Source organism: Enterovibrio norvegicus FF-33 (assembly GCF_000286835.2).
Lineage (GTDB): Bacteria > Pseudomonadota > Gammaproteobacteria > Enterobacterales > Vibrionaceae > Enterovibrio > Enterovibrio norvegicus_A.
This window is the reverse complement of record NZ_AJYD02000001.1, coordinates 58,342-76,010: the sequence shown is the minus strand read 5'-3', so window position 1 is coordinate 76,010 and position 17,669 is coordinate 58,342. Positions and strand designations below refer to the sequence as shown.

The window sequence follows — 17,669 nt, the reverse complement described above, 5'->3', positions numbered from 1 at the left end:
GATCCAAGGTAACATATCCATGATTCAACGGGCTCACTTTCAAATAAAGGTTTTTGACATCAAAATTTTACCTTCCTATTTGATACCAGCTACTTTGTCTTAACAATGGCTGGTAAATAGCCCTTAATGATTATTAACGAATTGAAACATAATGGGTTGTTTTTACGGCTTTGAGTGAATTTTGTGAATAAAAAAACGCCCGTTCGGGCGTTTTTTTGTGCGCAAAATGTTTCATTCTTTGTGAGGTAGCGCGAGTTTCAATGCTTCACGTGAGAGGTGATTGGCTTCGCCTGATTCATTGAGCTTTTCAAGCGTATCAACCAGCCATGCATAGTCGGTCACATCGGCACGAATATTGAGCGCTTTTTCAAAATGCTGACGAGCTTCTGCCCATTTTCCTTCGCGGAAATACAACTGACCCAATGCGCTGTGTGTGATCGGATTACTCTCGTTGTAGCGCAACAGATCCTGCAACTTCAAAATCGCTGGGTGATAGTCAGGCAATGACAACTCAGGCACGAGACCAATCAAGGTTTCATCAGGATGCTTTTTAAGATTTTCTCGTAAAATGACATAGGCTTCAGAATCGGCATGACGTGCAATCAATTGTTTGACTAAGCAGGCGATCAGCGGTGTTTGCTGACGCGCTGCACGCGACAGGCTATTCCAATGCGCCAGAAGGCCATCACTGCCCTTTTGTGTCGCGATATGGGCCATCAAGCCGCATTCAGATTTTAGCTCCAGTTTGGTCGCATCTGCGTCAGAAATGGCTTTCACACGTTTCAGTGACGGCAACAGGCGAAGCAATGCTTGCCAATCTTGCAGTTGTAGATAGGTATCTTTAAGCAGATTGAGCAAGATGGCATTACGCGGGTTCGCATCTAACAAGCCTTGCATGCTTGCCAGTGCTTCTTCGTATTGGCCCTGACGGTATTGAAGTTTTGCACGAGTCAGTGAGGTGGCTAGGCTGTCAGTGCCAAAATCAGAGGCTTGTTGCAGGTAGCGATCGCGGTTTTCCACATCGCCACGGCCCTGCGCTGCTTCTGCGGCGGCTAAGTAATTAAGCAGCGGCGCATCACTGCAGTTTGCACCCTTTACCACCAATTTCTCCGCTTGTTTCCAGTCTCCTTCCAGCAATTTGACCAAACCTTGGTTAGTTAAGGTGCGCGCCTTTTTGCTTTTACGGCCAGAAAACCAGCCACGGGTTGAGTTCGAAAACGAAAATAATTTGCGAATGAGAAACTCGAGAATGAACAAGGCAGCAAATGCAGCAATGACCACGATAACCAATGTAGTCAGACTCATTTCGATGGTTTGATTTGCGGCAGAGATCAGCACATAACCTTGATTACCGGCCAAATCAGGACCAACAATCAAACCTGCGATCAGTGCGATAACTAATAGGAGGATTTTGATCATTGGCTGCTCTCCCCCGTCGACAGCGGCGCAAGGTCGCGCCGTAGGCGATCGGCTAACAAGTCGCTGATAAGTTGCTGGCTTTCCAATGCTTCTGGATAGCTCACCGCAATGGTTTGCTGGCTCAGTGCTTTTAGCGTGCTGACAAAGCTTTCGGTGATCTTGGCGTCTTGGTTATAGAAACGCTCGGCCCATTCTTCCGCCGCTTTCAACGATTCCGCATACAGACGACCATTTTGGCGATACACCGCGGTGATAGCCTGATCCAGTTTGGCTTTGAGGTTTTCTTGCAGATAGAAGGTTTGCGCAGGGGTTAGAAGCGGTACGACATCACCATCGCGTTTACGGTAGGTAATAAACTGACTCACAAAATCGCTCAGTGACGCTTTAAGGTTTTGCTGCCAATCATCGACGTTATCTGAAACTGTCTCTGGGACAACCGCTTCGCCTTCAGGAATGATCGCATTGGCCAGTGGCAGTTTATCCACTTCTTGTTGCAAGCTGTTCAGTCTGAGTACGATGCCGTCACGGTCGATGCGCTTAATCGCTTTCAGCTGTTGAATGTCTTTTGCCATGGCTTGGCGCAGTGGCGTCAGCGACGGGTCATTCAACTCTGCAATGCGTTGGTCTGCATTTTCCATCAAGGTTGTTGCGGTCAGCACGTCATGTTGCAGCCATAATTGACGGCCTGCTTGGTTAACTAAATAGTTCGCTTCTGCTAATAACCAGTCATTAGGACGGCGACCTTTCACGTCAGCCAAAGCCGATTGCAAACTGGCAATGGTTTTGCCCTGCTGGTCGATCAGCACTTGTGTATCTTGCGTGGCTTTTTGCACCGCAGCTTGTGCTTGTTTGTCACTGTCTTCCAGCGCCGTTTTCAGTTCAGAAACCTGAGAACTTAATGTGGCAATACCTGCGTTGTATTGCATTGATTGCTGATGCCCGTGGTAGTAAAGACCCGCGCCCAGTGCAATAACCAGCACAATGGCAAGTACAGCCAATCCACGCCCGCCTTTCTTTTCTTTCACAGGTGCAGAGGCGGTGGGTTTTGAAGGCTTAGCAGGTTGGGTTTCTTTTGCTGAAGAAGACGGTGCCACAGAAGGTTTATCGCCTGCTTGAGTCTTATCAGACACTTTAGTATCTGTATGAGAAGGAGAGCTGGTGGCTTTGTCAGACGCATTCGTTGCCGTGTCTTTTGAGGATGCTGGCGCCGCTGTGTCTTTCTCCGTGCCTGAAGGTTTATTCTTGTCTGTCATCCGAATGTCCCGAGTTGTTCATCTCGTATAAAGCGCGCAGCAGCGAGTCATTGGAGGCGCTGTTTACGCAGTTAATTGCCGAAAAGCCAAGGCCAATTGCTTGATTGTAAATCCGTTTGCTTGGCACCAGTATATGGCATTCTCGTAACCATTGCTGGTCACACTCTGAGATTGTCTGGCATAAAAGTGAAAGTTGTTCACCACTGGTGACGACAAAGGTGTCGACGCCGTCTGCCCGCCATTGTTTGGCTAATGATGATAAATCGTCTGCGTTCCAGTGTCGTTGATAGGCTTCAAAATAGCGCACCTTGGCACCACTTTGAATGAGCGTATCTCCCAATAAGGCTCGCCCGCCATTGCCGCGTAAAATCAGCACAGATAACGATGTTGTTTTTGAAAAAACGGGCAGGGATAACATGCCTTCACTGTCTTCGCTCGGGGGCTGCATCGCATCAATATTGCTCAGTTCGCGCCAAACAGAGGCTGTTTTTTCGCCCACAGCAACGAAATGTAGGTCTGAGCGCCATTGGGTATGATGTTCGTTTAAGTGCAATTGCGCATATTCGACAGCGCGTGGGCTGACAGCGACAACCACACTGCCGTTAGGCAGTGTGGTTAGGGTATCGCGAAGTGTCGGGAGGTCGGCGCCGGCTGAAAAAGATAACAAAGGCGCGGGCAGCGCCTTTATTCCTGCTTGGTTGAGGCTGTCGACCAGCGCATAACAGGCAGGTGCCGGACGGACGACCACGACCGTCATATTTCGTCCTGATACAACTTTTCAAGAATCGGGCGTGCGCCTTCTGCCAGCAATCGCTCTGCAAGGCCTGTTCCCAATTCTTCGGCTTTCTCTAGCGGCCCTGTGACTTCACCACGAATGATTTCGCTGCCGTCTGGCTCGCCAACCAAAGCGCGCAAATAGATTTGATCGCCTTGAATTTCAGAATAACTGCCGATGGGTACCTGACAACCACCTTGTAGGCGATTGTTCATGGCACGCTCGCACAATACGCGATAGGTGGTGTTTGCATCAGCAAGTGGCTCGAGCAAAGCACGAACACGCTCATCGTCAAGTCGACATTCAATGCCGACGGCGCCTTGTCCAACTGCAGGCAGGATTTCTTCGGGTTCGATTTCATTGCGAATACGGTCATGCAGTCCAAGGCGCTTCAAACCAGCCGCAGCAAGGATGATGGCGTCATATTCACCGTTATCGAGTTTACCCAGACGTGTCCCCACGTTACCGCGTAGATCGTTAACCACGAGGTCGGGGCGCATCTCACGCAGTTGGCACTGACGACGCAAGCTCGATGTACCGACAATCGCGCCTTGTGGCAGATCGCTGATACTCGAATACGTGTTAGAAACAAAAGCATCACGTGGATCACCACGTTCACAGATAGTGACGAGTCCCAGCCCTTGTGGAAATTCGACAGGGACATCTTTCATTGAGTGAACGGCGATATCAGCACGTCCTTCCAGCATGGCTTGTTCTAGTTCTTTTACGAACAGGCCTTTGCCGCCCACTTTCGCGAGTGGCGTATCCAGAATAATGTCGCCCTTGGTCACCATTGGCACCAACTCAACCACCAGACCGGGGTGTGTATTCTCGAGAGCAGCTTTAACATATTCGGCCTGCCAAAGCGCCAATGGGCTTTTGCGAGTCGCGATGCGTAGGGGCGTTGAATTCATAGTGGGTTCCATGTGATTTGCATACGCTAATCGTATCACCGCTTCTCATTGCCAAACCACCTCAAGATGCAGGATTTCAGAAGTCAGTCGGTACGTGTGATGCCCTGTGATTCGTCGTATCACTTAGATGGGTTGTTTCGGTGATTGGCGTCAGTGATTAACGAGGACAGTGAACGTGAAGTGCAAGGGATGGAGGGCTTGTTATGGAAATGCGTAGCAATAGGGCAGAGAAAGCGGCGTCTAAAATGTGCGAAGCTTTGCACCATAGACTATCCTGTGTGATATGGATCAAATAATAAGGGTCGTTGTAGGGTGTGAAATACTACTTGGTTCACCTTATTTCGAATCAAATTTGAGATAAAGCGTTGTGTGTCTCACAGTTTCGTTCAGATAGTGAGCGATGTTTAGCAAATATGTTGTGTCGTTGCTTGCTTTACGCTCCGAGTAAAAACTGTTAGATTGATCACGTTTTTATCCATGGGACTCGCAGTGGTATTTCGTTGAGGCCTGTTTCGTTGACTAGGATGTCGGCAACTTTGGATGTTAATCTTGCAAAACTATATTGATCAGCAAATAGAGCGTCTTAATGCCTTCAATCGAGTACGATTGGAGCGCGCACGAAGCGCTATGCATTCTCAGGCCGTTAACGTGTTTAACGTATTACCTGCTTTGCTGCACTTTAACCATCCTGCCGTTCCTGGCTACCTCGAGCGCAGTGTTGTTCACGGCATTGCCAGCTTTACCCTTTCAGATATTCATCAAGATTTTGTCAATGATTGTGCATTGGCATCGAATACGTCTGCGCCGGAAAAACCCATTTCTAAAGATTTCCCGATTAAAGGGATGTTCTCTATGGGCAGCACCGCGTCGATGGGGCAAAGCCTGAGCAGCGATCTGGATATTTGGGTTTGTGTGCAACAGTGGGTGAGTGAAGAAGAGCGCTCAATGCTCGATGCTAAGTGCTCGCTGATTTCTGATTGGGCAATGGCACAAGGCGTAGAAGTGAACTTCTTCGTGATGTGTGAGCAGCGTTTCCGTCAAAACCTCGCGCAGGAAATGACGTCTGATAACTGTGGCTCCAGTCAACACTATCTCTTACTTGATGAATTTTATCGCTCTGCCTTGCACCTAGCTGGTCAGCAACTGCTGTGGTATTTGGTGCCGCCAGAGATGGAAAACTGCTACGAAGAATACGTGGGTGAGATGATCGCTAGCGGTGCGCTTCGTCGTGATGACTGGGTCGATTTTGGCGGATTGCCGTCGATCCCAGCAGAAGAGTATTTTGGCTCCAGCCTTTGGCAACTGTATAAAAGTATCGACTCCCCGTATAAGTCGGTATTGAAAGCGATTTTGCTTGAAGCGTATTCTTGGGAATACCCAGGCACGCAGCTTCTTAGTGTTGACGGTAAGCGCCGTTTCTTCTCCGGTATGGTGGATGTGTATCAATCTGATGCTTACTATCTGATGTTGGAGAAAGTCACGCGTTACCTCGAACGCATTGACGATCACCGTCGTCTCGATTTGGTGCGTCGCTGTTTTTACCTCAAAACCCATGAAAAACTGACCCGTGAACCGGGCCCAGGCTCCGTGCCATGGCGCCGTGAAGTGTTGTGCGTATTGACCCGTGAATGGGGTTGGACGCAAGACGATATTGCACGTCTGGATAATCGCCGTAACTGGAAGGTGGAAGAGGTTAAAGAGGCGCATAACGAGCTGTTAGAAGCTTTGATGCTGAGCTATCGCAACCTGATCCGCTTTGCGCGTCGCAATGACATTACTTCTGCGATTAGTCCTGAAGATATCAGTATTTTGGCGCGTAAGCTGTACGCTGCATTTGAGGTGTTGCCGGGTAAAGTGACCTTGCTTAATCCTCAATTATCGCCGGATTTGCACGAACCTAACCTGACCTTGATTCAAGTGCCGGAAGGGCGCAACAATCCGCCGGGTTGGTATTTGTATAAGCAATCACTTAAACCTGTCGACATCATTGGTCGCGCGCCACTAGAGCACAACCGTTACTTGTCCAAGCTTGTTGCTTGGGCGTATTTCAATGGCATGCTCACTGAATCGACTTGCCTGCATTCCGTCGCACGTACCAGTGAAGTCGACATCGACAAGTTGTATCAGCTGGTGAGTGACATGCGAAATACCTTCTCGGTACGTCGACCGCATCCATCATTGCAGGCGTTGTCGAGCCCTTGTGAAATCCGCAAACTGGCGCTGTTCATCAACCTTGAGCACGATCCTACTTCTGAATTGAAGCAGCCGTCAGTTCGATTCGATTTCAAAAACACAGACATTTTCAGCTACGGTGCTGAGCAGCAATGCTTGGTGGGTAGCGTTGATTTGGTTTACCGCAACAGCTGGAATGAAGTGCGTACCCTGAATTTTAAGGGTGATAACGCCATGCTGGATGTGCTTAAGACGCTACTAGGCAAGATGCACCAAGATGCGATTCCCCCCGAGTCTGTCGACGTGTTTTGCTACGCTGGAAAAATGCGCGGCTTGATCCGTAATTTGGTGTATCAGTTGGTGGCAGAATGTATTGATATGCGATTAAAGCCTATCGATCAGGAAAAACGTCGTCGTTTTAAAGCGATTCGTGTGGCTGATCAAACCTTCGGATTGTTCTTTGAGCGACGCGGCGTGTCGGTACAAAAACTTGAGAACTCGGTGGATTTTTATCGTTCTATCTCAACCAACAAGATCACGGGATCGCCCTTGGTGGTGTTGGATAAAGAGGGAGAAATACATCCGCCAGAAGTGGTCGATGCGTATGCTAGTGAAGGTATCATCCAGTTTTTCTTCGAAGATTGCAGCGAAGGGTTCAATATTTATGTGTTGGACGAAAATAATCGCGTAGAAATGTATCGTCAATGCAGTGGCGATAAAGAAGAAATGGTGCAAGGCGTGAACCGCTTCTACACATCATCTCAGGAAAAAGTGAGCTTTAGTGGCCAAGCCGTTAATTTCAACTTACCTCAGTTTTACGACATCATCCATCAGGCTGATGGTCGGGCGCAGGTGATCCCGTATAAGAGTGATCGCCAGTGGCAACGTGGCGCAGAGACGCGCGGTGAGCCAGCACAGGTTGCTTCTCGTTAAATTGTAAGCCTAAACGTACCGACACAAACGTCGCTGAAAACCTAATGGCTTTCAGCGACGTTGCGTTTGTGAGTCTTGATTTAGTGCGTAAGCAATGCGCGCTCTACCAATTGACCTCTTCGCCAGATTGTTTGCGGCATTCTTGCTTGACCATTTCGCTAAACTCAACGCCTGTCTTGCTACACAGCCATTTTCCTTCTTTATAAGCGAAGTGGAAGCCTCCGGATTTCGACGCCAGCCAGATCTCTGACATCGGCTCTTGACGATTAATGATGATCTGAGTGCGGTCTTCAAAATCCAGTGTCAGAACATTACCAGATGTTTCGTAATCGATATCTGCACCGCATTCATCGATACCTTCCTCGATGGCCATCCATTCTGCGTCGACAAGTTCATGGTATTCACTGGTGTTCATTGTATTCCGTCCTATTGCTTTTCAGTGTGTTGATGCGATTATAGAGGGCATTAACTTTTGGATCACTGGCATAAATGATGCGAACAACCCTGAAACTTGTTGTGCTGGCCGCAATTACCTTGCTGTCTGCATGTGGCCAACAAGGCCCACTCTATTTTCCCGAAGACGCGCCAGCGCAAAACAGTGCGCCAGCAGAAACGGGAAACACACAGGATACGCAAGCTCAGGGAACTGATCAGCCATAATATATCGGACAGGGAAGGACAACGTTGGATTACTTCAATTATCAGGATGACGGACAGCTTTGGGCAGAAGACCTGCCTTTGGCACAGTTGGCACAAGACTATGGCACCCCGCTGTACGTTTATTCTCGTGCGACGCTAGAGCGTCATTGGCATGCGTTTAATAATGCAGTTGGCGATCATCCACACCTGATTTGCTATGCCGTGAAGGCGAACAGCAACTTGGGTGTGCTCAATGTGCTTGCTCGTTTAGGCTCAGGTTTTGACATCGTTTCCCAAGGCGAGCTAGAGCGTGTGCTTGCAGCGGGTGGCGATCCGGCTAAAGTGGTTTTCTCTGGTGTGGGTAAAACTGCCCCAGAAATGGCGCGTGCGCTGTCGTTGGGGATTAAGTGTTTCAACGTGGAATCGGAAGCTGAACTTGATCGATTGAATCAAGTGGCGGGAGAACTCGGTAAAGTCGCACCTGTTAGCTTGCGTATTAACCCGGACGTAGACGCCAAAACCCACCCATATATTTCCACCGGTCTTAAAGAAAACAAGTTCGGTATTGCATTCGACCGTGCGCGTGAGGTTTACCATTACGCCCATGGCTTGCCAAATCTGGACGTACACGGTATCGATTGTCATATCGGCTCTCAGTTAACGGATCTGGCGCCATTTATTGAATCTACCGATCGCCTTTTGGGGCTGATTGATGCACTGCGTGAAGATGGTATTAACATCACTCATCTTGATGTTGGTGGTGGATTGGGCGTGACTTATCACGATGAAAAGCCACCTGAGCCATCTGACTACGCCAAGGCTTTACTAGATCGTCTCGACAATCATCAAGACATAGAGTTGGTGTTTGAACCGGGTCGTGCCATTGCCGCCAACGCTGGTGTATTGGTCACAAAAGTTGAATTTCTCAAGCACAACGCCGAGAAGAATTTTGCCATCATTGATGCGGCGATGAACGATTTACTGCGCCCTGCGTTGTATCAAGCATGGCAAGACATTGTGCCGCTTCGTCCGCGCGACGGGGAAGGCAAAACCTATGATTTGGTTGGCCCTGTGTGTGAAACAGGCGACTACTTAGGCAAAGACCGTTCCTTGGTGTTGGAAGCTGGTGACTTGCTTGCTGTGCGTTCATCAGGCGCATACGGCTTTGTGATGTCATCGAACTACAATACGCGTAGCCGTGCTGCCGAAGTGATGGTGGACGGTGAGCAAGCCCATCTGGTACGTCAGAGAGAGCCACTGGAATCACTGTGGCAGTTAGAACAGGTTTTGCCTGAATAAAGGAACCGGATGCAGATACAATTCTCGAAAATGCATGGTCTCGGCAACGACTTTATGGTGGTTGATTGCGTGACGCAAAATGCGTATTTCTCCCCGGACATGATCCGTCGTTTGGCGGACAGAAACACCGGTGTGGGTTTTGATCAGCTTTTGGTGGTCGAGCCACCTTATGATCCGGAGAGTGATTTTCACTATCGGATTTTCAATGCTGACAGCAGTGAAGTCGAGCAGTGCGGCAACGGCGCGCGCTGCTTTGCTCGTTTTGTTCGCATGAAAGGGCTGACCAATAAACATCAAATCCAAGTCAGCACTAAGTCGGGTAAAATTGTACTCAATATTGATGGTGACGATCAGGTCACGGTCAATATGGGCGAGCCTGTTTGGGAACCATCAAAAATTCCCTTCCGCGCAAACACAGAAGAAAAAACCTATATTTTACGTGTAGGTGACAAAACCTTGTTTGTTGGCGCGGTCAGTATGGGTAATCCACACTGTGTCACAGTGGTTGACGATGTGGATACGGCCGATGTTGACACCTTGGGCCCGTTGGTGGAATCCCACGAGCGTTTTCCTGAGCGTGTCAATGCAGGTTTCATGCAGGTGGTCTCACGCAGTGAAATTCGTCTTCGCGTTTATGAGCGCGGCGCAGGTGAGACCCAAGCTTGTGGCAGCGGTGCCTGCGCAGCGGTGGCTGTCGGCATTGCACAAGGCTTGCTTGATGAGTCTGTACGCGTGCAATTGCCAGGCGGCGATCTACACATTCGTTGGCGTGGTCCGGGACATGCTTTGCATATGTCCGGCCCAGCTTCACATGTTTATGATGGACAAATAACAGTATGACGGAGCTTTCCAAGCTCGAAGGGCCACTGGCAAAAGCGCTTACCGACGATGCCGTGGCCAGCTATTTGAAAGACAATCCTGACTTTTTTCTTAGCCAGCTTAAATTGCTGGAGCAACTTCGACTCTCTCATCCACAACGTGGCGCGGTTTCCTTGGTTGAAATTCAGCTAAGCCGATTACGCGAACGCGTGGCTGAACTAGAAGAAGACATCACCCAATTGATGAGCATTGCTGCAGGGAATGAAAACCTGTTTCGTGCTTTCTCGCAGGCGCACAAAGCTTTGTTTGCCGCCAGTCGTGAGCAGGATATTCATCAGGCGTTACGTACTTTAGCCTCGTCGCTGCAGCTCTCAGTTAGCTTGCGTTTTTACGATGTTGGTCATCATGCCTTGAACAAAAAAAGTGTCGACGCAATAAAAGCGGCGCATTTTTGCGGTCAGCATGTTTACTTGGGTCGTCTTCGTAAAGCCGATGGTGAACTATTTGTTAGTCACGCACCAGAGCTAGGCTCTTATGCATTAGTACCTGTTTACAAGGGGAAAGAGCTAGGCTTTTTGTCGTTTGCCAGCAAAGATGGCGGACACTTTCAGCCCAGCATGGACACCCTGTTTGTTGAGCAAATTGCAGAGCACATCGCTATTCTTCTTACCAAGTGGCAGTCAGACGAATGAGCCTGCTGTCGGCCTTGGAAAAACCACTGGCGCGATTTTTTGATTACATGATTCGTGAGCGGGGCTTAAGTCGCTATACCGAATCTAATTACCGTCAACAATTGACCGCTTGCGCCACATTTTTGCAGGATTCGGGTGTGACTCAATGGCAGGATGTCGATGCCGGCTGGGTGCGTCAAATTGCCTCGCAAGCCAAGCGTGAACGCCTAAAGCCGGGCAGCATTGCTCTGCGTTTATCTGCTCTTCGTAGTTTCTTTGATTTTATGATTGTCGATGGTGCTTTGGGTGCAAATCCAGCCAAAGGTGTGGCAGCGCCAAAACAAGGGCGCACCTTGCCAAAAAATCTTGATGTGGATGAAATCAACCAACTGCTTTCTGTCGATTCTGACGACCCCTTAGCGGTGCGCGATCGCGCCATGATGGAGTTGATGTATGGTGCGGGGCTACGTTTATCTGAGCTTACCGGCCTAAATCTTCGAGATGTGGCGGTACGAAAAGGCGATCTTCGCGTCATCGGTAAGGGCGATAAAGAACGTATCGTCCCGTTTACTGGCATGGCCAAAGAGTGGCTGATTAATTGGATAAAAGTGCGCAATCTGTTGTTGAAAGGACCAGAAAATGCACTGTTTATTTCTAAATTAGGAAGCCGAATCTCGGCGCGAAGCGTACAAAAACGTATGGCTGAGTGGGGACAAAAGCAAGCGGTGAATAGCCACATTAATCCGCACAAACTCAGACATAGCTTTGCAACGCATATGTTGGAGTCATCCGGTGATCTGCGCGCTGTTCAAGAGTTGCTGGGGCATGCAGACTTGTCGACGACACAGGTCTATACCCATTTGGACTTCCAGCATCTTGCCAAAGTCTACGATGCAGCGCATCCCAGAGCGCGTAAACGAAAAAGCGATTAGCCCCCCCCCCAGATCTTGATCTGGTGAGCACTGTGATCGAGTGAATACAGGCAACGGAACGAGTAGAGGAACGCGCATGAAGTTTTACCGCAGATGGCAACCCGTCTCAGCACTGACCTTTGATCTGGATGATACCTTGTACGACAACCGTGTGGTGATTGTACGCGCAGAGCAACAGTTGCTGGATTGGCTAGCCTCGCATTGCCCGCCGATGGAAGCATTTAGCTGGGCGTTATGGCAGGACATTCGCCAGCAGGTGATGGAGCAAGATCCTCGCTTGGTAGGGTTTGTCACAGAGATTCGACGAGCGCAGATCAAATTTGCCGCCACTCGCTGTGGTCTGAGCGACTTTGCAGCGCAACAACTTGCCAATGACGCCGTTGAATTCTTTCTTTTCGAGCGCAGCAACTTTTCCGTGCCAGATGAAGCCATTGAAACCTTAGCGGCATTAGCGGCAAATTACCCACTTTTGGCGATCACCAATGGCAATGTTGATTGTGATCGGCTGGGGCTGACGCCGTATTTTATGCATGTTCTGCAAGCCGGACCTGACGGGAAAGCCAAGCCTGACTTGGCTATGTTTACTAAAGCGAAACACTTGCTGGATGTTGATCCTGAGAACATTTTGCATGTTGGCGATCATTTAAAAGCGGATGTGCGCGGTGCGAAACTGGCAGGATTTAAGGCGTGCTGGATTAACGAAACAAACCAGCCGCTGACAAAGCAGCGGCATGCAACATTACTTCCGGATGTGGAGATCTCCCATCTGAGTCAGCTTTTGACTCTCACCCGCGCTGTTTAAGTTTATTGTCGAGTGCCAGTAAGCCCGGCCCCCACACGGTGGTGACTAAGAGCATCACGCCCCACATTTGGTGGTCGAAGAAGCCTTTATCCCAAAGGGCGGGGTAAGACACAACCGCGACAATATTGAAAACGAACAGTGCAAAAGCCGCTGGGCGAGTTAACAAACCTAATAGTAAAAATACAGGCAGGATAAGTTCCGCTGCCGTCCCCAAGTATGCCGCCATTTCCCAAGGCAATACCGGTACCTGATATTCATACTCAAAGAGGTATAGCGTACTGTCCCAGCTTGCGATTTTGGTCTGCCCTGCACGGAAAAACACCCATGCCACCCAAAGACGACTGATCAGCAGCAATACCGGAGCGAGGGGCTTGAGCGCGGACGCAAAAATATCGTCCAATTTGGTAATAACTGAAAGCATGCGCGATGTCCTTTTTTCTTATGGCGTGTGAGCGAGAGTAAAATCAGTAAACACGCCACGCTGCATGGCGCTGGCGACGTGTTGCAATAAATGAGGAGCAATATTGCCAAACGGCGATTGCTCGCAAGCGACGATTAATGTGGCTTCTTCGGCATCAAGCAACGTGATTTCTAGCGTGTTATGACGGCGTTGAACGAGCGTCGCCTCGGAATTAAGAGGGTCAAGCGATTGCAGCGCCGCTTCATCATGATGGGTGATTGCTTGCCAAATGCTGCAGATGGCGAAATGGCTTTGCATCACTTTGGCTGTGGGGGATACCTGAAGCTGGATATTGCCAAAATCTTCAGGTGTCACTAGCGCTAAGGCTTCCACTGGAAACGGCATTTTCGTTATCGTCGCCTGACTGACCGTTTGAATATGCCACTCTAGTGTCGCGATATCGGCAAGATAAGGGACAGCTTCGATGATGTTGGGCAATGACGTCATTGTCTTGTCAAACCCTTCGCCATAACGATCGGCACAGGCATTATTCATTGGCGTGGTCAGCACGTGCTGGCGAGCAATGGCAGCAAAGCACTCCTCACCCACCAGTGCATTGACCACGGGGTAAGCCACGCCGAGGCATTCAGTTAATGTCATCACGAAGTTGTTGCGATAAACCTGCAATAGCGCATCGGGTGCTGTGACGCCTTGAGCAACCGGCAATTGGTGCGGCTGATAGTGCAGCGCGTCACTAAACTGTCGCTGCAGAGAGGCTAAGTCTGGCGATGTCATGATGCCACCTCTCGCAAGGGGCCATAATATAGCGCCTTTAAGATGGCATCGGCTTTCGCCGCTTCCGCCAGCAGCACCTCGGGTGTTGGAATGTCTCTATCCCACTCAATCAAGGTGTGTCGTGGCCCGTTTGCGGCGATCCATTGATGATAAAGCGCCCATACTGGCTCAGAAACTGGCTGGCTGTGAGTATCAATCCAAATTTCACCCTCGGGCAGCGGATTAACGACATAGCCTGCCAAATGGATTTCTTTCACCCACTCTGGATCAATAGCGGCTAAGTATTGCTGTGCGTCAAAGCCATGATTAAAGGCACTGACATGCACGTTATTCAGATCGAGCAACAATCCGCAGCCAGTGCGTCTGGCGACTTCGGCCAGAAACTCCCATTCAGGAATGGTTGAGTGGTTAAAGCTCAAGTAACTCGATGGGTTTTCCACCAGAATCTGTCGACTGAGGTGATCTTGTGTGATGTCGACATTGGCACAAAACACATCCAGTGCTTCTTCGGTGTAAGGAAGAGGCAGTAAATCATTAAAATATTCGCCATTTACCGAACTCCAACTGAGGTGCTCAGAGACGAATAAGGGATCGATCTCATCAACTAATCGTTTGAGTCGACGCAAGTGGTCGCGGTTTATCGGGTCGGTTGACCCTAATGACAAACCCACGCCATGACAGCTAATCGAATATTGGCGTCGCAAGGTATCTAACGCCTGAAAAGCATCAGAATCAGGCTGGAAAAAGTTCTCGCTGTGTACTTCTAACCATCCTATATCCGGGGATTGATTGATGAAGTGCTCATGATGTGGATGCCTTAGCCCCACGCCAATCCAAGGAGAAACTTTTTCCATGCCTAACCCCTGTTTCGATTAAGACGTTACTCTGATTAAGAGGCCGACTTAGCGCTGCCTGACAGGCGGTCACATAGGCCTTGAGGCACGACGATAAACGCATCTTTTTGGGCATCTTTGGTTGATGTACCCGCACAAGAACTGGTCGCCGTTGCGCAGTCGTTTTTACCCGCTTTTGCGACACCGTAGCATTTCTCTTTTTCTGCAGCCTGGGCAGGCGTTGTCGTCAAAGTGGTTGCACCCACAGCAAGCAGACTGGTAATAGCAGCAGCGACAGCAAAATTAGTCTTTTTCATGTCAATTCCTCATTGTAAGGACGGAGGTCCTTAGGATTATCAATTGATTAAAGAAAGAGCCGTCTTCAATAACGTGCTCACCTAAAAGGATAGGTTGAGTGAATGAAAACTTTCGCTGTTGCGGTTATTTTTTGATTAAAAATAACCAATGACGAACCAGTGTTGCATTAAAATATTGATATATATTGGTTTTGTTTGGTTTGAGTCATCATTTTTATAAAAGTATGAGAGAGAAACCTGGATTGGTAAAAGGAGTGGAGTAAGGCGGCGTTAATATCGGGGTGTATGTTGGTCTTTGCCCCAGAATTTTGGTGTTAGGTTCGCACCTGAAAGTCACTTGGGTATATAATCCTCAACCAGTGTATAAATAACCAGTGAATGAACGATGGACGTATCCTACCTGATTGACGGTCTTAACGACAACCAACGCGAAGCCGTGGCCGCGCCGCTCGGCAATTATCTGGTACTCGCTGGCGCGGGTAGTGGCAAAACCCGAGTGCTTGTTCATCGCATTGCCTGGTTGATGAAAGTGGAGCATGCCTCGCCGTTTTCAGTACTGGCGGTGACTTTTACCAATAAAGCGGCAGCGGAGATGCGTGGGCGTATCGACCAACTGATGCAGGGGACGTCATCAGGATTGTGGTGCGGTACCTTCCATGGCTTGTGTCACCGTATTCTGCGTGCTCACCATCTTGATGCGAATTTACCGCAAGATTTTCAAATTCTGGATTCTGACGACCAACAGCGTTTGCTGCGTCGCTTGATTAAAGCGCAAAACCTCGATGAGAAACATTGGCCTGCGCGTCAAGCATCGTGGTACATCAATGCCAAAAAAGACGAGGGCTTACGGCCACATCATATTGATGCGCAGTTCGATCCCGTCGAAAAAACCTGGTTACGTGTTTATAGCGCTTATCAGGAAGCGTGTGACCGTTCAGGACTGGTGGATTTCGCGGAACTTTTGCTGCGTTGCCACGAGTTGTTACGAGATAAAACCCATATTCGTGAGCACTATCAGGCGCGTTTTCAGCATATTTTGGTCGACGAGTTCCAAGATACCAACAACATTCAATACGCTTGGCTGCGCATGATGGCTGGCACGCAAGCCAATGTGATGATCGTGGGCGATGACGATCAGTCTATCTACGGCTGGCGTGGCGCTAAGATCGAAAACATTCAACGCTTCCTTGATGAGTTTGCTGGCGCGAAGACCATTCGTCTTGAGCAGAACTACCGTTCTACGGGCAATATTTTGAAGGCGTCAAATCATCTGATCACCAACAACTCGGAACGTATGGGCAAGAGCCTGTGGACCGACGGTCACGAAGGTGAATTAATTTCCGTATACAGTGCATTTAATGAGTTGGATGAGGCTCGCTTTGTTGTCGGTAAAATCAAATCTTGGCATGACGAAGGCGGCGCATTGAACGATTGCGCCATGCTATATCGCAACAACGCCCAATCTCGCGTGCTGGAAGAGGCCTTGATTCAAACAGGGCTGCCTTATCGAATTTATGGTGGTATGCGATTCTTCGAGCGTCAGGAAATCAAAGATGCGCTGGCATACCTGCGTTTGATGGCGAACCGTTTTGATGATGCTGCCTTTGAACGTGTGATCAACACACCAACACGTGGAATGGGCGATCGCACCTTGGAAACCATTCGTTTGGCGGCACGTGATCGTGGCGCGACCATGTGGGAAGCCAGTACTCAGTTGTTGGAAGAGCAAGTGTTGGCAGGACGTGCGGCCAATTCACTGCGTCGTTTTGTTGAATTGATCAATGCGCTAGAAGACGAGACGCGTGAGATGGCGCTGTTCCAACAAACCGATTACGTGATCCAACATTCGGGTTTGCGCGCGATGTACGAAGCCGAAAAAGGCGAGAAAGCGCAGGCACGTATTGATAACTTGGAAGAACTTGTCACCGCAACCCGCCAGTATGAAGCGCCGGAAGAGGTGCAAGAAGACATGACGCCGCTATCGGCCTTTTTGTCTCATGCTGCCTTGGAAGCTGGTGAAGGGCAGGCGGATGAATTTGATGATGCCGTGCAGCTTATGACACTTCACAGCGCCAAAGGGTTGGAATTCCCGTTGGTGTTTATGGTTGGTGTGGAAGAGGGCATGTTCCCGAGCCAAATGTCATCCGAAGAAGCGGGGCGCCTCGAAGAAGAGCGTCGCCTTTGCTACGTGGGCATGACCCGTGCGATGAAAAAACTGTTTATCACCCATGCAGAAATGCGCCGTGTGTACGGTAAAGACATGTTCCACAAAGCCTCACGCTTCATTCGTGAGTTGCCGGAAGAGTGCATGGAAGAAGTTCGCATGCGTGCCAAGGTTACGCGCCCTGCTGCAGCGAGTGGGCGTTTCTCTCAAACGCAGACTCAGCAGAATTTCAATCAAACGGGCTTTAATCTCGGCCAGCGTGTTCAGCATCCAAAATTTGGTGAAGGTACGATCATCAATTTTGAAGGCAGCGGCAATCAAAGCCGTGTGCAGGTCGCCTTTAATGGCGAAGGGATCAAGTGGTTGGTGACGCAATATGCCAAGCTAGAAGCGATGTAACGGCAGACACTGTTAAGCGCCATGCTCTAAAAGCTAAAAGCTAAAAGCTAAAAGCTAAAAGCAAAAACGTTAAGGCTTGAAAAAACGACAGTAAAAAAGAAGGGGTGGCTTAGGCCACCCCTTCTTTTTCGTC

Annotated in this window: 17 protein-coding genes; 8 read left to right on the top strand and 9 right to left on the bottom strand. The window is 49.3% G+C overall.

The window, feature by feature from the left end; genetic code table 11:
- Positions 1-231 precede the first annotated feature (231 nt).
- The 4 genes from A1OO_RS00350 to hemC are packed head-to-tail and all read right to left on the bottom strand — an operon-like array spanning position 232 to position 4,361.
- The gene (locus A1OO_RS00350; RefSeq protein ID WP_017005011.1) at positions 232-1,419 is read right to left on the bottom strand and encodes a heme biosynthesis HemY N-terminal domain-containing protein; all 1,188 of its coding nucleotides are present in this window, start codon (positions 1,417-1,419) and stop codon (positions 232-234) included.
- Entirely contained in the window at positions 1,416-2,672 is a 1,257-nt protein-coding gene (locus tag A1OO_RS00345; RefSeq protein ID WP_017005010.1) for a uroporphyrinogen-III C-methyltransferase, read from the bottom strand. The genes A1OO_RS00350 and A1OO_RS00345 overlap by 4 nt, the downstream gene beginning before the upstream one ends.
- Positions 2,656-3,429, bottom strand: a complete 774-nt coding sequence (locus tag A1OO_RS00340; RefSeq protein ID WP_016959492.1) for a uroporphyrinogen-III synthase — start codon at positions 3,427-3,429, stop codon at positions 2,656-2,658. Before A1OO_RS00340 ends, A1OO_RS00345 begins: the two co-directional genes overlap by 17 nt.
- A complete protein-coding gene (hemC, locus tag A1OO_RS00335) occupies positions 3,426-4,361 on the bottom strand; it encodes a hydroxymethylbilane synthase (protein WP_016959491.1) in 936 nt (311 codons plus the stop codon). Before hemC ends, A1OO_RS00340 begins: the two co-directional genes overlap by 4 nt.
- A gap of 540 nt (positions 4,362-4,901) precedes the next feature.
- Between hemC and A1OO_RS00330 the strand changes: the two genes are divergently transcribed.
- Complete coding sequence (locus A1OO_RS00330) at positions 4,902-7,466, top strand: class I adenylate cyclase (RefSeq protein WP_016959490.1); 2,565 nt, start codon at positions 4,902-4,904, stop codon at positions 7,464-7,466.
- Between the two features lie 103 nt (positions 7,467-7,569).
- On the opposite strand, the gene cyaY is transcribed toward A1OO_RS00330, so the two are convergent.
- Positions 7,570-7,881 (bottom strand): iron donor protein CyaY, encoded by a 312-nt coding sequence (cyaY, locus tag A1OO_RS00325; protein ID WP_016959489.1) that lies wholly within the window; start codon positions 7,879-7,881, stop codon positions 7,570-7,572.
- Positions 7,882-7,955: 74 nt separating this feature from the next.
- Here cyaY and lptM point away from each other — a divergent pair, with 74 nt between their 5' ends.
- The 6 genes from lptM to yigB all read left to right on the top strand — a co-directional run bounded on the left by lptM (position 7,956) and on the right by yigB (position 12,628).
- Complete coding sequence (gene lptM, locus A1OO_RS22900; RefSeq protein ID WP_016959488.1) at positions 7,956-8,126, top strand: LPS translocon maturation chaperone LptM; 171 nt, start codon at positions 7,956-7,958, stop codon at positions 8,124-8,126.
- 24 nt (positions 8,127-8,150) lie between these two features.
- Complete coding sequence (gene lysA / locus A1OO_RS00320; RefSeq protein WP_016959487.1) at positions 8,151-9,404, top strand: diaminopimelate decarboxylase; 1,254 nt, start codon at positions 8,151-8,153, stop codon at positions 9,402-9,404.
- A gap of 9 nt (positions 9,405-9,413) precedes the next feature.
- Positions 9,414-10,244, top strand: a complete 831-nt coding sequence (dapF, locus tag A1OO_RS00315; RefSeq protein ID WP_016959486.1) for a diaminopimelate epimerase — start codon at positions 9,414-9,416, stop codon at positions 10,242-10,244.
- A complete protein-coding gene (locus A1OO_RS00310) occupies positions 10,241-10,915 on the top strand; it encodes a DUF484 family protein (RefSeq protein WP_016959485.1) in 675 nt (224 codons plus the stop codon). The genes dapF and A1OO_RS00310 overlap by 4 nt, the downstream gene beginning before the upstream one ends.
- On the top strand, positions 10,912-11,826 hold the full coding sequence (gene xerC / locus A1OO_RS00305) for a tyrosine recombinase XerC (RefSeq protein ID WP_016959484.1): 915 nt from the start codon (positions 10,912-10,914) through the stop codon (positions 11,824-11,826). The genes A1OO_RS00310 and xerC overlap by 4 nt, the downstream gene beginning before the upstream one ends.
- A gap of 76 nt (positions 11,827-11,902) precedes the next feature.
- The gene (gene yigB / locus A1OO_RS00300) at positions 11,903-12,628 is read left to right on the top strand and encodes a 5-amino-6-(5-phospho-D-ribitylamino)uracil phosphatase YigB (RefSeq protein WP_017005009.1); all 726 of its coding nucleotides are present in this window, start codon (positions 11,903-11,905) and stop codon (positions 12,626-12,628) included.
- Here yigB and A1OO_RS00295 read toward each other — a convergent pair.
- Genes A1OO_RS00295 through A1OO_RS00280 form a run of 4 tightly spaced genes read right to left on the bottom strand, consistent with a single transcriptional unit; the run spans position 12,612 to position 14,973 of the window.
- Complete coding sequence (locus A1OO_RS00295; protein WP_017005008.1) at positions 12,612-13,049, bottom strand: DoxX family protein; 438 nt, start codon at positions 13,047-13,049, stop codon at positions 12,612-12,614. The two genes, yigB and A1OO_RS00295, sit on opposite strands and share 17 nt — an antisense overlap.
- An 18-nt stretch (positions 13,050-13,067) precedes the next feature.
- Entirely contained in the window at positions 13,068-13,823 is a 756-nt protein-coding gene (locus A1OO_RS00290) for an HvfC/BufC N-terminal domain-containing protein (RefSeq protein WP_016959481.1), read from the bottom strand.
- Positions 13,820-14,677 carry an MNIO family bufferin maturase gene (gene bufB, locus A1OO_RS00285; protein WP_017005007.1) on the bottom strand — a complete coding sequence of 286 codons (858 nt, stop codon included), beginning with the start codon at positions 14,675-14,677 and terminating at the stop codon, positions 13,820-13,822. The genes A1OO_RS00290 and bufB overlap by 4 nt, the downstream gene beginning before the upstream one ends.
- 35 nt (positions 14,678-14,712) lie before the next feature.
- On the bottom strand, positions 14,713-14,973 hold the full coding sequence (locus A1OO_RS00280; protein WP_016959479.1) for a BufA1 family periplasmic bufferin-type metallophore: 261 nt from the start codon (positions 14,971-14,973) through the stop codon (positions 14,713-14,715).
- A gap of 385 nt (positions 14,974-15,358) precedes the next feature.
- Here A1OO_RS00280 and uvrD point away from each other — a divergent pair, with 385 nt between their 5' ends.
- Positions 15,359-17,536 carry a DNA helicase II gene (gene uvrD / locus A1OO_RS00275; RefSeq protein WP_017005006.1) on the top strand — a complete coding sequence of 726 codons (2,178 nt, stop codon included), beginning with the start codon at positions 15,359-15,361 and terminating at the stop codon, positions 17,534-17,536.
- Positions 17,537-17,669: the final 133 nt, after the last annotated feature.

Coding starts and splice junctions, on each gene's coding strand:
- A1OO_RS00290 (WP_016959481.1), bottom strand. CDS start 13,823: ATGACATCGCCAGACTTAGCCTCTCTGCAGCGACAGTTTAGTGACGCG.
- hemC (WP_016959491.1), bottom strand. CDS start 4,361: ATGAATTCAACGCCCCTACGCATCGCGACTCGCAAAAGCCCATTGGCG.
- A1OO_RS00350 (WP_017005011.1), bottom strand. CDS start 1,419: ATGATCAAAATCCTCCTATTAGTTATCGCACTGATCGCAGGTTTGATT.
- A1OO_RS00280 (WP_016959479.1), bottom strand. CDS start 14,973: ATGAAAAAGACTAATTTTGCTGTCGCTGCTGCTATTACCAGTCTGCTT.
- uvrD (WP_017005006.1), top strand. CDS start 15,359: ATGGACGTATCCTACCTGATTGACGGTCTTAACGACAACCAACGCGAA.
- lptM (WP_016959488.1), top strand. CDS start 7,956: ATGATGCGAACAACCCTGAAACTTGTTGTGCTGGCCGCAATTACCTTG.
- A1OO_RS00295 (WP_017005008.1), bottom strand. CDS start 13,049: ATGCTTTCAGTTATTACCAAATTGGACGATATTTTTGCGTCCGCGCTC.
- yigB (WP_017005009.1), top strand. CDS start 11,903: ATGAAGTTTTACCGCAGATGGCAACCCGTCTCAGCACTGACCTTTGAT.
- A1OO_RS00310 (WP_016959485.1), top strand. CDS start 10,241: ATGACGGAGCTTTCCAAGCTCGAAGGGCCACTGGCAAAAGCGCTTACC.
- bufB (WP_017005007.1), bottom strand. CDS start 14,677: ATGGAAAAAGTTTCTCCTTGGATTGGCGTGGGGCTAAGGCATCCACAT.
- xerC (WP_016959484.1), top strand. CDS start 10,912: ATGAGCCTGCTGTCGGCCTTGGAAAAACCACTGGCGCGATTTTTTGAT.
- A1OO_RS00345 (WP_017005010.1), bottom strand. CDS start 2,672: ATGACAGACAAGAATAAACCTTCAGGCACGGAGAAAGACACAGCGGCG.
- dapF (WP_016959486.1), top strand. CDS start 9,414: ATGCAGATACAATTCTCGAAAATGCATGGTCTCGGCAACGACTTTATG.
- cyaY (WP_016959489.1), bottom strand. CDS start 7,881: ATGAACACCAGTGAATACCATGAACTTGTCGACGCAGAATGGATGGCC.
- A1OO_RS00330 (WP_016959490.1), top strand. CDS start 4,902: ATGTTAATCTTGCAAAACTATATTGATCAGCAAATAGAGCGTCTTAAT.
- A1OO_RS00340 (WP_016959492.1), bottom strand. CDS start 3,429: ATGACGGTCGTGGTCGTCCGTCCGGCACCTGCCTGTTATGCGCTGGTC.